This window comes from Solemya velum gill symbiont, assembly GCF_002020255.1.
In the GTDB taxonomy this organism is placed as follows: Bacteria; Pseudomonadota; Gammaproteobacteria; order Chromatiales; family Chromatiaceae.
Genome location: NZ_MPQG01000017.1, coordinates 22,611 through 36,618 on the forward strand (window position 1 = coordinate 22,611; position 14,008 = coordinate 36,618).

General features: G+C 49.6%; 12 protein-coding genes. 2 read left to right on the top strand and 10 right to left on the bottom strand.

Annotation, left to right across the window (positions count from 1 at the left end):
• From BOW06_RS10775 to nirB, 3 genes are read right to left on the bottom strand one after another with little or no spacing between them, the layout of a single operon-like run.
• Complete coding sequence (locus BOW06_RS10775) at window positions 1-2,205, bottom strand: molybdopterin oxidoreductase family protein (protein WP_078454741.1); 2,205 nt, start codon at window positions 2,203-2,205, stop codon at window positions 1-3.
• 4 nt (window positions 2,206-2,209) lie between these two features.
• A complete protein-coding gene (gene nirD, locus BOW06_RS10780) occupies window positions 2,210-2,524 on the bottom strand; it encodes a nitrite reductase small subunit NirD (protein ID WP_078453446.1) in 315 nt (104 codons plus the stop codon).
• Between the two features lie 24 nt (window positions 2,525-2,548).
• Window positions 2,549-4,984: a nitrite reductase large subunit NirB gene (gene nirB / locus BOW06_RS10785; RefSeq protein ID WP_078455045.1), complete on the bottom strand. Its 2,436-nt coding sequence runs from the start codon at window positions 4,982-4,984 to the stop codon at window positions 2,549-2,551.
• Between the two features lie 153 nt (window positions 4,985-5,137).
• On the opposite strand from nirB, the gene BOW06_RS10790 reads away from it, so the two are divergent.
• Window positions 5,138-5,782: a protein kinase domain-containing protein gene (locus BOW06_RS10790; RefSeq protein ID WP_179115414.1), complete on the top strand. Its 645-nt coding sequence runs from the start codon at window positions 5,138-5,140 to the stop codon at window positions 5,780-5,782.
• Between the two features lie 448 nt (window positions 5,783-6,230).
• Here BOW06_RS10790 and BOW06_RS10795 read toward each other — a convergent pair whose 3' ends face one another.
• The 7 genes from BOW06_RS10795 to BOW06_RS10820 all read right to left on the bottom strand — a co-directional run bounded on the left by BOW06_RS10795 (window position 6,231) and on the right by BOW06_RS10820 (window position 12,428).
• Window positions 6,231-7,409 carry a tyrosine-type recombinase/integrase gene (locus BOW06_RS10795; protein WP_078454744.1) on the bottom strand — a complete coding sequence of 393 codons (1,179 nt, stop codon included), beginning with the start codon at window positions 7,407-7,409 and terminating at the stop codon, window positions 6,231-6,233.
• 203 nt (window positions 7,410-7,612) lie between these two features.
• Window positions 7,613-9,469 carry a DNA primase family protein gene (locus BOW06_RS10800; RefSeq protein WP_043117468.1) on the bottom strand — a complete coding sequence of 619 codons (1,857 nt, stop codon included), beginning with the start codon at window positions 9,467-9,469 and terminating at the stop codon, window positions 7,613-7,615.
• 513 nt (window positions 9,470-9,982) lie between these two features.
• Entirely contained in the window at window positions 9,983-10,678 is a 696-nt protein-coding gene (locus tag BOW06_RS10805) for a hypothetical protein (RefSeq protein WP_078454745.1), read from the bottom strand.
• Window positions 10,679-11,028: 350 nt separating this feature from the next.
• Window positions 11,029-11,199 (bottom strand): hypothetical protein, encoded by a 171-nt coding sequence (locus BOW06_RS13105; RefSeq protein ID WP_179115169.1) that lies wholly within the window; start codon window positions 11,197-11,199, stop codon window positions 11,029-11,031.
• Window positions 11,196-11,378: a hypothetical protein gene (locus BOW06_RS10810; RefSeq protein WP_043117467.1), complete on the bottom strand. Its 183-nt coding sequence runs from the start codon at window positions 11,376-11,378 to the stop codon at window positions 11,196-11,198. The genes BOW06_RS13105 and BOW06_RS10810 overlap by 4 nt, the downstream gene beginning before the upstream one ends.
• A gap of 160 nt (window positions 11,379-11,538) precedes the next feature.
• Window positions 11,539-12,003: a hypothetical protein gene (locus BOW06_RS10815; protein ID WP_052132227.1), complete on the bottom strand. Its 465-nt coding sequence runs from the start codon at window positions 12,001-12,003 to the stop codon at window positions 11,539-11,541.
• Window positions 12,004-12,056: 53 nt separating this feature from the next.
• On the bottom strand, window positions 12,057-12,428 hold the full coding sequence (locus tag BOW06_RS10820; RefSeq protein WP_043117466.1) for a hypothetical protein: 372 nt from the start codon (window positions 12,426-12,428) through the stop codon (window positions 12,057-12,059).
• Between the two features lie 473 nt (window positions 12,429-12,901).
• On the opposite strand from BOW06_RS10820, the gene BOW06_RS10825 reads away from it, so the two are divergent.
• A complete protein-coding gene (locus BOW06_RS10825; RefSeq protein WP_078455043.1) occupies window positions 12,902-14,002 on the top strand; it encodes an FIST C-terminal domain-containing protein in 1,101 nt (366 codons plus the stop codon).
• Window positions 14,003-14,008 lie beyond the last annotated feature (6 nt).

The window sequence follows — 14,008 nt, forward strand, 5'->3', positions numbered from 1 at the left end:
TCAGAATTTCCGCATTTCCATACTCAGTTTTGCCGCAGCTTTCTGATCCTTGATACGTTCGATACGCACCGCAGACTGTTTGTATGCCGGTTGCCGTGAATGCGGGTCGAGCAGACCTAGCGTCAGGCGGTTGGCGCAGTCATGGAAATGGAATGGCAGAAAGATCATGTTCTTGGCAACCCGCTGTGTCAGTTGTGCCATGACAATGGCATCAGAGCGGCGTGATACAAGGCGAACATATTCACCCGACTTGATGCCAAGATCAGCAGCCGCATCAGGGTTGAGTTCGATAAAGGGGATCGGGCTGTACTTGTTGTTGTTACCAAGTTTTCCGGTCTTGGTGCGACCATGCCAGTGCTCGATCAGGCGCCCGGTATTAAGCCAGAAGGGAAATTTCTCATCAGGCACTTCATTGTTGTCTATGAAGGGCAGGGGGATCAGCTTGGCCTTACCGTCCGGGTATCGAAAGGTTGCATCTTCTGTATAGAGACGCTTCCCGCCTTTTGGCGGTGCTTCACCACGATTGGCCTGCTGATCGGTGTAGGGCCACTGGATGCCGCGGTTGTGCTCGATTTTCTCATGCGTCATACCTGAAATATCGGCAAGACGGCCTTTCGAGAGCTCTCCCATCTCAAGGAAAATATCCGGGGCTGCATCAGGGAAGGTGACTTTTCCTTCCTTGTTAAAGCGTTTAGCGACCTGGTTAAAGATCCACAAGTCGGGTTTGGAGTTTCCGTGTGGCCTGGTGACCGGTTTGACGACATTGACACGACGCTCTGTATTGGTCATGACGCCCTCTTTCTCCGCCCATGTCCCGGCAGGCAGGTAGATGTGTGCATACTGGGCACTTTCAGTGTCCTCGTAGCAGTCCTGCACAACACAGAATTCAAGTTTCTCCATCGCCTTGCGAACGCGTGCCGTATTCGGCAGCGAACTCATCGGGTTGGTAGCAATCAGCCACAGTCCCTTGATCTGGCCGGTCTCAATCGCAGGGTAGATATCAGTCTGGTAGAGGCCGCGCTTCTTCGGAAAGAACTCGGGATCAACATTCCAGAATTTTGCGACATCTTCACGGTCTTGTGGGTTTTCCAGCAGCCTGTAATTTGGCAGCCCTGAGCAAGACGACCACTCGCGCGTTCCCATGGCGTTGCACTGTCCGGTAATGGAGAGACTGGTGCCGCCGGGCTTGCCGATATTGCCGGTAATCAGGGCGAGGTTGTTGATACCAACCACTCCATCAGAGCCATGTGTGCTCTGGTTGATGCCCATGGTCCAGATCTGCATGGCAGCGCCGGCTTTCGCAAACAGGCGTGCTACATTCTGGATAGTGTCCTCGTCGATACCGCAGATTTTCGATGCGGTGACCGGATCATAGTTGGTAACTTCCGCTTCAAGCTCCTCGATGCCATTGGTATTCGCATCGATATAGTCCCTGTCTTCGAGCCCCTCCTTGAGGATGACGTGCATGAGTGCATTCTGCAGTACAACGTCTGTTCCCGGTGTAATGGTGAGATGCATGTCCGCGTTCTGCGCCAGCATGGTGACACGCGGGTCGACCACGATCAGCGGGAAGTCGCGTTTTTCCATCGCCTCCTTGAGACGCCAATAGATGATTGGATGCTGTTCAGGCAGGTTCGAGCCCCAGGCGATGAGGCAGTCGGTATGCTCGAAATCCTCGTAACATCCGGGAGGGCCGTCAGAGCCGAACGAGCGTTTGTAACCGGAGACAGCGGATGACATGCAAAGGGTTGTATTGCCGTCATAGTTGTTGGTGCCGATGAGTCCACGAGTCAACTTGCCGAGTGTGTAGAACTCCTCGGTGAGCATCTGGCCTGTCGAAATAATGGCGACAGAGTCCCTGCCATACTTCTCCTGCACCTCGCGGATGCCATCGTGAACCTTGTCTAGAGCAGTATCCCAGTCAGTTGTTTGCCAGTTTTCGTGGTAGTGATTACGCATCAGTGGCTCTTTACCGCGGCCTGCCGATTCAAACAGCTCGTGTTCGAACAGCCCTTTGAGGCACAATTTTCCACGGTTGACATCAGCGCCGCCAACACCGCGGGAAGCTACCGGTGTGCCTGCCTGGTCGAGACCAACCTCAATTGAACAGCCTGTCGAGCAGTAGCCGCAAGTGGCGTACTTCCACTCGACGACACCCTTGTCTGCCATCTTGACAGGATTCTTCTTTCCTCTACCAAAGAGCATGAGATTACCCTGGGCTGCGCAGATAGACTGTTTCGTTTTCTATCTTGGTCTCGTAGGTGTTGGTGCACCCCGAGTCCGCACCAAGTGCTTCACCGCTGGCAAGATCGATTTTCCAGTTATGCAGCGGGCAGGTGACACTGGTGCCGTGCACGATTCCCTGCGAAAGAGGCCCATTCTTGTGCGGGCAGGCATCCCTGATGGCAAAGACCTGGTCATCGCTGGTACGAAAGATTGCGATATCGACACTATCAGTCCTGACGATTCGTGAACCGAGTTTCGGGATATCGTTGAGTTTTGTAATTGCTGTCCAGTCATTCATTATTCTGTTCTCAAATATCTTTGCTTAGCCAGCCAACTTGATTGGCGTGAATTCTTCAGTGTTGTTGCCATCAGCGACATTCTTCCAGGGGTCCTTCTGAGGCTCCACCTGGGATATTTTGAAGCGCTCGTAAAGTGCTTTACGTTGTTCTGCATCGTCAACAACCGCTTCCTTGACCTTTGCAAGACCGACACGTTCAACCCAGGGGGCAGTGCGCTCCAGGTAGTGAGCATCTTCACGATAGAGTTGGCAGAAGGCTCCACAGTACTCAAGCACTTCCTCTTCAGTTTCAACCTTGCAGAGCAGATCGGTAACACGCACCTTGATACCTCCGTTACCACCGATATGGAGTTCATATCCCGAATCAACGCAGACAACTCCGAAGTCCTTGATCGTGGCCTCGGCACAGTTGCGCGGACAGCCGGAGACAGCCAGTTTGAACTTATGAGGCATCCATGAGCCCCAGGTGAGTTCTTCGAGTTTGACACCCAGCCCGGTTGAGTTCTGTGTGCCGAAACGGCACCAGGTATCACCGACACAGGTTTTTACTGTTCGCATTGCCTTGCCATAAGCGTGGCCGGAGACAAAACCTGCATCCGTCAGGTCCTTCCACATATCCGGCAGGTTCTCCTTTTTGACGCCGAACATATCGATTCGCTGACCGCCGGTCACTTTCATCTCCGGCACCTCGTATTTGTCTGCAACGTCTGCAATTGTGCGCAGGTCTGAAGGCGTGCAGAGGCCACCGAACATGCGAGGTACAACCGAGTAGGTGCCGTCTTTCTGGATGTTGCCGTGAGCACGCTCGTTAATGAAACGTGACTGCGGGTCATCCTGGTAATCAATTGGCCATGAGCTCAGCAGGTAATAGTTCAGGGCATTTCGACAGGCCGGACAGCCATCGGGTGTTGTCCAGCCAAAATAACTGCGAACAGCATCCATGGTTTTCAATTCCTGCTCAAAGATGCCCTTGCGTACCTCCTCGTGCGTATGACTGGTACAGCCACACATGGGTTTTTTGCTGGGTGCTTCCTCGTAATCTCCGCCGACTGTATGCGCAAGCAGGGACTCAACCAGACCGGTACAGGAACCACAGGAGGCTGATGCCTTGGTATGTGAACGAACATCATCCAATGTGAAGAGTTTGTCGTCGGTAATTGCCTTGACAATATTGCCCTTGCAGACGCCGTTACAGCCACAGATTTCGGCATCATCCGGCATCGCGGCAACACGTGTCTCTTCGCCATGACCGGAGTCACCCAGGTGTGCCTGGCCAAACAGGATGGTGTTACGGAATGCCGATATATCAGTGCCTTCCTTCATCAACTGGAAGTACCAGGTGCCGTCGACCGTGTCACCGTAGAGGACACTGCCGAGGATGCGGTTGTCCTTGACGATCAGTTTCTTGTAGGTGCCGGTGGCCTTGTCCTGAAATACCAGTTCGTCGGTTGTCTCATCACCGGTAAAATCGCCTGCCGAGAAAAGATCAATGCCTGTCACTTTTAACTTGGTTGATGTGACAGTGCCCTCGTAGCGACCAATGCCGTACTCGGCGAGATGATTAGCTGCTACTTTGGCCTGTTCAAACAGGGGTGCAACCAGTCCATAGGTCGTGCCACGATGCTGAACACACTCGCCAACTGCATAGATGTTCGGATCAAAAGTCTGCATGGTGTCATTGACGACGATGCCACGCTCACAATGGAGACCGGACTCCTGCGCCAGTGTGAAGTTGGGCTTGATACCGACGGCCATGACGACCAGGTCAGTATCGATCTCTTCACCATTCTTGAAACGAAGGCCAGTGACACGCTCTTCACCGAGGATTTCGTCCGTGACATGTTCCAGCAGGAAATTCATGCCGCGCTCTTCAAGTGATTTTTTCAGCATTGCAGCTGCTGGCTTGTCGAGCTGGCGCTCCATGAGGGAATCCATCAGGTGAACTACCGTGACGTCCATGCCCTGTTTCATGAGGCCATTTGCAGCCTCAAGGCCAAGCAGGCCACCACCGATCACGACGGCTTTTTTGAACTGTTGTGAGGCCTCGACCATAGTGTCGACATCGACAATATCACGAAAACCGATCACACCATATTTATCGGCGCCCGGTAGTGGCAGCATGAATGACGTGGAGCCCGTTGCAATGATCAGTCTGTCATAGGGAACGCGTGTGCCATCGGAGCCGACGACATCGCGATTAACCCGATCAATCTCGGTCGCCTCGATACCTTTCAGTAAGCCAATGCCATTATCTTTGTACCACTGCTCATCATTGAGCATGATCTCGTCAATGGTTTTTTCATTGGCGAGTACGGGGGAGAGCATGATGCGGTTGTAGTTACCGTATGGCTCCTCACCGAAAACAGTGATGTTGTACTTTTCCGGTGCCAGTTTCAGTAACTCTTCGATTGTGCGCATGCCAGCCATGCCGTTACCGATTAATACGAGATTCTCTTTCATTTGGTCGTATGCTCCTCAATATGTGAGGCCTAAGCCTGCTTTTTCATTTGTATATGCAGCATCCATGCCAACATCTATTAACAGGGGGCTTATAACGAAGTAACCTTATGACCCATGTATAAGCGCACAATATTAGTGCGAGCTAATTTGCGCTTGCATAAAAGTTGGTGCGTCAAGTGCTACAAAACGAGTGCACCACCATGTGGCAAGGGGGCTGCGGGCGATGCACCGAATGGAGATGACACACCAAATTTCCTGATCGACCGGAATAACACGTTGAAGATCATTGATTTTGGATCAGCCCGGATTGCCGGCCTGGCCGAAATCAAGACGCCAGTTGAGCATGCACATATCCTTGGCACTGCGAACTATTCTGCACCTGAATATTTCAAGGGCGAAAGCGGGACTAATCGTTCCGATATTTTTTCACTGGGAGTTATTGCTTACGAAATGCTGACCGGAAAACTGCCATACGGGGAGGTCACTCCACAGTTTGCAGATAAGAAGCGCTTCAACTGTACACCGGCCAGTGAGCACAACAGTTCCGTGCCTGAGTGGATTGATAATGCAATCAGGAAAGCAGTTGATCCCAATCCGGCAAAGAGCTACACACTTCTGTCTGAATTTGTCAGCGATCTTACCAAGCCGAACCAGCGCCTGATCAAAAAAGAGGCCCAGCCCCTTATGCAGCGAAACCCCCTGAAGTTTTGGCAGGTCGTCGCAGTGCTGGAGTTTTTGTTGATACTGCTCCTGTTTGTTAAAACCATGAGGGCCAAGGGAGTGAGAGTCTATATTTGAGTATGAACCAGATAAGAAAAAAGGCCCGCAGATCAAATCTGTGGGCCTTTTTAATATGGCTCCCCGGGACAGGCTCGAACTGCCGACCTAGTGATTAACAGAACCCGATACAGTCGCAGACGGTACCAGTAAGTTGAAGAATTTTGATTGGTTTTCCGATGCGGTCATGGCGGTTAGACATAAACGAACCTATATCGAACTTTCGATTTTGATTTCTACCGAGGTATTTTGAAAAACAGAACAAGAACAACGACTTGCTTTTTTCTCCACACGAACCGAAAAGCGAACATTGAGCGATCTGCGCGGCAGCCGGGAATTGCCCCCGTCTGCTCCAGTGTGACGCGATCCGTACCACTCCATGATCACCCCTAAGCCAGACGCCGAATGTCCTGGAGAGTGGCGGAGGTGGACCATGAAGCATCCTTGCTTCTGATCCTGTGTGCAGTTTTCAGGTGTCGCCGTTCATGGCATCCTGAATCACATCCGAGGCATGATTCGATATCGATTGCAGGGTGTCACTTGAGTATTTTGCATACCGGCGGGTACTGACATTCGACTTGTGTCCAAGCAGTGTACCGATAGCATAGAGCGAAGTCGTTCCATCATTGGCGACCATTGCTGCGAAGCTGTGGCGCGCATCATGAAGCCGGAAGTGGGGCAGGCCTGCTTTCAATCTCAATCTTTGCCAGACTTTCTGGATCGTGGTGTATCGCTTACCGGTTTTGGCATTGACCCACAGGGTTTCATGCTGACCCTCGGTCTCAAGCTGTTCAAGAATACCCATCGCGGTGTCATTGAGGGGTACTACTCTCGAACGCTTTGACTTCGCATTTGTGGCAGGAATGGTCCATTGGCGCTTATTCCTGTCGATATGCTCCCAACGGGCCTTTAGCGCCTCATTAAGCCTGGCCCCTGTTGAAAGCAACCAAAGCACAATCTGGCAGACGGGTCGATTCTCATCACTCATCAAGACATCTACAAGGCGCTTCAGTTCTTCCTTGCTGAGGTGATTTTCCACCGCGTTGTCGGGATTGAACAACTTCAGGCCTTTTCCTGGTGACTTCTCGATGTACTCCCATTGCTCAGCCAAAGACATGGAGTGCTTGAGGAGCCTCAAATACAAATCGGCAGTCGCCTCTGACAATTCCTCCTTGATCAGGTCTGCCTGGAATTTCTGCAAGTCATGGCGGGAGATGCTTGATAACAAGCGTGATCCAAACCTTGCCTTGATGCGCAGGTTGTAGAACTGAATGTCCTTGCCGATGGATCGTTTGAAAGGGCGCTTGTAGGTCACATACTCCTCAAACAGATCGGAATACGTCATCTGCTGCTTGCGTTTCTGCTCCCGCTCTTCCGTTAAATTTCCGGTGGCAATCTCTCTGCGCAATGTCAAAGCTCTTGAACGTGCCTCTGCCAGGATAATATCGGTCACGCGTGCAATCCGTGTATGTTTCGTCTTGCCGTGCTGCTTCCAGCGCAGGTAGTACGAAGAATTTGCGGATGCACTTGAGGTCACGAGTACATAGAGCCCGGGCACCTCCTTTGCATCGCAGTATTCAATTTTTCTTTTACCAACAGGACAAGTTAAGCCTTGATCGATCATGTCCTGGGTCAGGTCTATCTTCATATTGTTCTCCTTTCAGGAAATTGAAGTGGTAAAGGTGGATTTTTTATCGGGCCTGGGGCTGTCGAAAATATCGCTCTCCGGCCAGATAAGAATCACGGTATGTCTACCGGTTGCAGGACCCCGGCCCACCCCGAAAAACCCACTTTCCCCACTTGGGGTCGAATGCGGTCTGTCGGGATAGGTACGGAGACACTTGCTGTCACTTAGAAGTCAAAATCATCTACGTCGGTATCAGAATCGCCTGTGTTGGCCTGTGGCGCGTTGTATCGAGTCTGTTCAGGCTCCTCCTTCATGCGGACACCACGGAACACCTCATAGCCGTTCAGGGTGCTGTGCGTGATACCCAAACCGATATTGTGCTCAAGCAGTTCCCTGACCTTGCCTTTGGCAAATGGCTTGCGCCCATTCTCCTTGCACCAGTCGCTATAATCGCTATAGAGGTCTGAACGTTTAACGTAAAGTGACATGTCGCCGAGTTCACACTCTTCATGAATGAACTCCTCAAGAGAGTTGGCCGTGTGACGCCATTTGGCCATCAAACGGTCATGGGCAATCGAACCGGAGTAGGCTTGTCGATCCAGCAAACGCATCGCTCCCTGAAGCGCCCAGTGTGCGATACCGGGCATCTCACTCTTGATGATGTTATCTGCCAGGGATGGGTCAATCGGAAGGCCAGATCGCAATCTGCTGTTAGGGAACTCAATGATCAGCCATCGGGTATAAAAAGCCTCACTGTGATCACGTGTGTTGATCAGGTGATTCGACATGAACAGGTGGCCCGCTTCATTCTTAAACGTAATCGTACGATGATTTGGATGCCTGCCGGTGAGCAAGTCACCACCCGTCACGGTTTTGAATGCCGCCGATGGAATCGAGTCCTGTTCAGTTAATTCACCGACCACATTGAGACGCGAACCCGCAAGAGAGGCCAGGTAATATTCCTTTCCCCAGTTGAATGGAGAGATTGCCGTGACATATTCCTTCGGGACCAGTTCACGTATGCATCGTTCGAGTGTACCCTTGCCGGCACGACCAAATGGATCATAGAAAATTATGGCCTTCTGATACCGGTGGGCAATGCCAAGCATCAATGCACCGACAACTTCTTGAAGCAGAGTGATTTGCTGATCTTTCTCATTTGGAACATCGGACTGAAATGTCTCATCGAGAAATTCGTCAAACTGGGGTGTCGGAATTTCTGTGGGTGTGAAGTCGATCTGGACACGTTGGCGATGATCGGCTGTCAGTAGCTGGGTTACGACCTGACCATCTTGTATGCTGATGAAGCCGTCAGGGCATGCCAGACCAACAGGGGCATTATCGAAGAACTCAGGATCTGCAGTCAGCGTAATGGCATGCTCAGCGATATTCTTGTAATCATTGGTCCGATCGCAGTTTTTGCGACCGTCGAACCTTTCTGCAGCCCGACGTGCAAGATGATCCACAGTGATCGGTTTCCACATTCCCGAGATGGGATCGAACGCATACAGTTGTCCGTTATGGCTGACAGGTGCATGGCCATCGAATGTCTGTGATTGAATCAGTGCACTGGCAAAAGCATGATGGGTACTAGGTAGCTCAGTTTGCTGAAGAAATTGTTCGACTTCATGGTCAATGGCCAAAACGGAGATTGCCTTGTTTGCCTTTTTGAACTTGGCACGACAATTTTGATAATTCGCCATGCTGAGTTGACGCAGTGTGGCCATTGAACCGATGACCGGGCCCTCGAATACCACAACACTGTCATCAGGTGCCTTGTCCAGAGCGCGTTCAATGGTCTGAAGGGCTGTATCGATCAAGTCTTGATTTGTAGGTACATCATCAGTGTCACTTTCAACTGCTGTGGATGTAGTTCCTTCGACTTCACCAGGTTCTGAAGCGGGGATACTGATCGGTGAATCGATCGCGTCCTTCTTCTCTGATGCTTGCGTATCGGGGAGATTATCTTGTGATGACTTGTCGGTTACAGTGATGTCCGTGTCAGACGGTTGCTCAGTCGCCTGAGTTTCTTCAATTTTGATATTTGCTGCTGATGCAGCGGAATTTTTTTCAGGAAGCATTGTACGTATTCCATGCTAGTGCACCGGGGTGCGTTAACACTTTTGGAATCCGTCGAGATAGGGGTAACGGATGAGGGCTATCAATAGTGAGCTGAGATTTCAGCTGCTGCCAATTATTATGTTTATCAAATGCAATGTCAATTAAATGCGGAAAATGATTCCAGATTTCTTTTCGCTATATGCATTACAGGGATTGGTGGGCATGCCGATTGCTTGGAGACAAGACGTTGATGACTTATTCTGGTCATTTGTGACAGACACAGGCGACAGTGATGATGTTCGGAAAAAATTGGTCCATACTGATCTCTAGGTGCCGGTGTAGAGAATGAAATGCGAAGGGTGTAGGTTTACAGAAAGACTGCCCATCCCCCCATTGAAAAACCCACTTTTACCACCTAGAAGTGTGCGGCAGTGGATAAAGTGGGAAAAAGTCAGGGGGTGGGGGTGTAGGTGCAGGGGATCAATCGGTCACGCGTGATATATCTGATTTCAGGATTCTCCATCGCAGGCGAATTACCAGGTCAATATATCTTTTAAGATGTCAATGTACTCATCTTTCTTTTCTATCGCTGTCTTTTGTAGTTCGCCTACAGTCGGAACAGTGTAGCCACAAACTGTCTTTTTATCGTCATTATTAGTAGCAAGGCCAAGATCATTCATCAGGTTATTTACGTCTTTTACCGTTTCACATCCTGCGTTAATGTCAGCAAGGGTCACAGTGGCGATAGTGGCGATGCCAATCCAAGGAATGACTTCAAAAGGTACTGATGAGACATTCAACGCCGCATTGCGTGCAGTGCGTTTTGCAATTTTATTTGCAGTATGTTCGATTCTTTCGGTTTGCACACGTTTCGATTCAATGATCTTCTCGTTGTCCTTAACAAGGGATTTGTATTTTCCATCCAAAATTTTATTTTGACGACGCTCAAATTCAGCCTGCTTCTCAAATGATCTTGTGGTTTTTGCCAACGTGTAATTGTCGTCTACTAGAATGTCGTTATCTTTTATAACTTTTCTGTATCGTGAGGTGGGCGTGTCTTTCAGTGTCTTCGTATAAGGGGTTGTTTCCAGCAATCCATAGAGTGCCGCATGGAAAGAATAATTGGTCAGGGAAAGGATGTTTGAGAGGAGTAGAAGCACCAATACTATTGAAAGCATGGCAGTGCGAGTGAGAATGGCCGATGCGCTTTTGATGAGGATTTTAATCACGAAGAGTTTCCCTGAAGTTATTGCCAATATTACAAGGATAGTGAAGTGTTATGAGAGAAGTTTCAACAGATTATATCCCTGTGTGCCAAGGCATATTTACCAATAAAGAGGATGTGAAAGGCCTTCCATGGCAAATCAGTTTCACTGTTCTTACGATCTGTTGCAGTAGTAATTGTGAATGCCTGTGAGTGGAGATAGAAAAAGAAAAGAAAAAGTATTGGGGCAACATTGCGTCACCCCGGAATATTGCAGACGTAAGAAAGCCTCCGACGTGAATCGGCTTTGATGTCTGTCTTGATTTATTGCTTGGAAGGAAGGACTGGGAGGGAGTGGGAGGAAGTACTAGTGCGCTAGTAGTGAGAAGAGTAGGGATTATCGACATGCATTCCCCATGTTTCATCGAAATCATATCCCGCCATGAGTTTTGCTTGATCGTTCACTGCGTCTGTGAATTCATCGTCAGGCAGGTTCCAGGCGGAAAGCAGTTCAAGCGCATCGGAAAGGTAGTCTTGATAGTTCATGGAATGATCCTCTTTTTGAATTTCAGGTAGTAGTAGCCCCATGCCAGAAGCACTGTGATGCTGAGCATGAGAATGGGATTGAGGTAAGTGAGAGCCGTAAAGCCAAGCAAGCCGTACAGACGTGTCACAGGAAAAAGAAGGAGTGCAATTGCCGAAAACAAGAGCGTTGCTGTGATCATGGTTTCTCCGAAAAGATGAAAAGTGTTGGAAATGATTGAGTTACTGAGGGGCGAAATAGGATCGCCATTGTTCAGTGCAGAAAGGACGTATAGAAAAAGTTGAGTGTTTTCTTGGGATTTGTGGAAGGGCGCTTCGTGTTACTCGGTTACGAGATATTTCTCAGACGGTTTTGGCGGTTTTCTTCCTGGATACTGCAGCCTTCTTCTTCATGGGAGCTTTTTTCCTGACGGTCTTGGGCTTCGTCTTGGATGACATCAGCTTTTGCATCTTGCCCAGAAAGGGCTTGGGATCGGCCAGTTCGTGACATCGCTGTTTTCCCTTGATGGGTTGTACCAGCTTCTCGTTCTTGAGCGCCGCAAGCAGGAAGGAGGGTGTATTGACACTTTGGCGTTTGAACAGCTTGAAGAAGGCGATTGAGGTGATCGGTTCGGCAGCATTCTTGAGTGCTTCATTGACCAAATCGAGCGAGACCCATTCTTTCGAGAAGAAGCCGTTGCCGGTGTTGTTGTAAATCCGAACATAGACTTTCTGTTCTTCGTCACAGCCGAGATGGTAGGTGAGGGTGGATTTGCCTGAAAGGGAAGGGCATTTGAAGGTTTTGAGATTTTTGATTGAATCGGGCATGGATTTTCTCCTGTGTGTAATCAAATAAGATACCCAGGTCTCCGCGTTAAGGATCATGGATCAAGGTGTTCCTCCAACATGGAACGTGCCTCTGGTGTGAGCCATTCCTCGTCCGGTATGACGAAGACCAATCCAAAATCATTATTGGCTAGGTAGATCGCCTGGAAGAAGCCGTCTCGAAGCAGAATGCCCTCCCACGGTATGTTGAGGAGGGTCCACTCGCCGTCCGGCCAGATGTCCGTCAGAGGGTTTTCGAGATCGCCTTCCTGGATGAGGACAATCCAGCCGTATGCCTCGTGGTCGTAGATGCCCTCGGGTGAGGTCAGCGGGGTGATGAGACGGGAGATGAGGTCTTGGATAGTGAGATGGGCGGGGTCGGTGGGAGAGAGTTGAGAGATGTCTGAGGGGTGCTTGAATTGCAGCATATTGGTGGTGCTCCTGTGTGGTTGTGACAAAAGAAAACCCGCCGAGGATGATCCAAGGCGGGTGTGGGGTGGGAATTCTGTTTTGTGTGGGTTACACGAAAGTCCTGCTGATGTTTATTATGGGAGGAGAAATGAGACTCTGGATCAGCGGGCTGTCATCAAGTCCCGCACCATGACACAGAGAAAAGTACAAAACCTGCGATTAGCAGGCTAAACTGGAGCGGCTATGAGCAGAAAAGTATCTCTTAGAAATTAGCTCAAGTGGTCCCATATGCTTTGACGACCTACACCTGGGTGTAGTTTTGCAGGTGTCACCGTTCATGGCATCCTGAATCACGTCTGAGGCATGATTTGATATCGATTGCAGTGTGCCCCTTCTTTTAATTTTATAGTAAACGCTTCAAAATGTGGCAGTATAGAATTCATCAGAATGTCAATGAAGCAGCTGTAAAGCTATCAGTAAGGAGTATTTAATGTATCTACCTTTCAATTCAGTTGATGAGTTGCTTGAGACTCTGCACAGAAAACATCCTGATACTTCTAACTGGTTGTTATATGTATCGGAAAAGCATGCTGACAAGATGCCCGAGTTACTGTCGGCTGCAACAGCCAGGGGGTTCTTTCTCTATGGAGGTATTTTCCCTGGTCTTATTCAGGGAGCACGGTCCAAGGATAAAGGGGCGATTGCGATTCCCTTGCCGGAGCAAGCGGCGGTGGTTACTGCAACACTGACCGAGGATTCATGTAACTGGCAGGAAGAGTTCCTGACATATAATATTGATATCTTCAGAAGTGCTCTCGTTTTTGTCGACTGCCTGGCACCGAATGTGAACGGTTTTCTTGATGATATCTATAGTCATTTCGGTATGCAGATCAATTATGCAGGTGCAGGAGCCGGATACCATGACTTGCGAGTTGAGCAGTCGATATTTGCTGGTGAAGGAATGATTCCATCTGGCGGACTCGTAGTACTATTACCGGATAAAACTAATAACAGGGTCAAGCATGGGTGGAGTCGCGTGGCAGGTCCATTTATTGCAACGCAAACAAATGGAAACATGATCAGTGAGTTGAACTGGGAGTCAGCAGGGAGCTTTTACAGAAACGAAGTTGAGAAGCTCGCACCTGAGTTAAAAGACAAGCCGGTATTTCCCTACATCAATTCCAGGTATCCGATCACTATTGGCAAGCAGGCTGCTGAAGATGTTGTCAGGGTCCCTATCGATATTAACCCTGCAGATGATATTGTTTTCTTGTCACAGGTGGCTGAGAATTCTGCCATCTATATTTCTGAAGGCGATAAATTCACCCTGATTGATGCGGCGCGGCAGGCAACTGCTGAGTGTAGCGACACTTCCGGGGTGACCAGTTGCTTTGTTTCTGACTGCTTTTCAAGAGCACTAATGCTCGGAGATGACCTGGAGAATGAATTGAATGCTGTTGACGAGGTGTTGAATAGTTTTACAGACACACAGGCTGAAGGTGTGCTTGCAATTGGTGAAATATGTGGGAATAAGAGCGCAAAGCTTGAGTTTTACAATAAGACATTTGTTATTTCTCTGGCTTACTCTTAGCCCGCC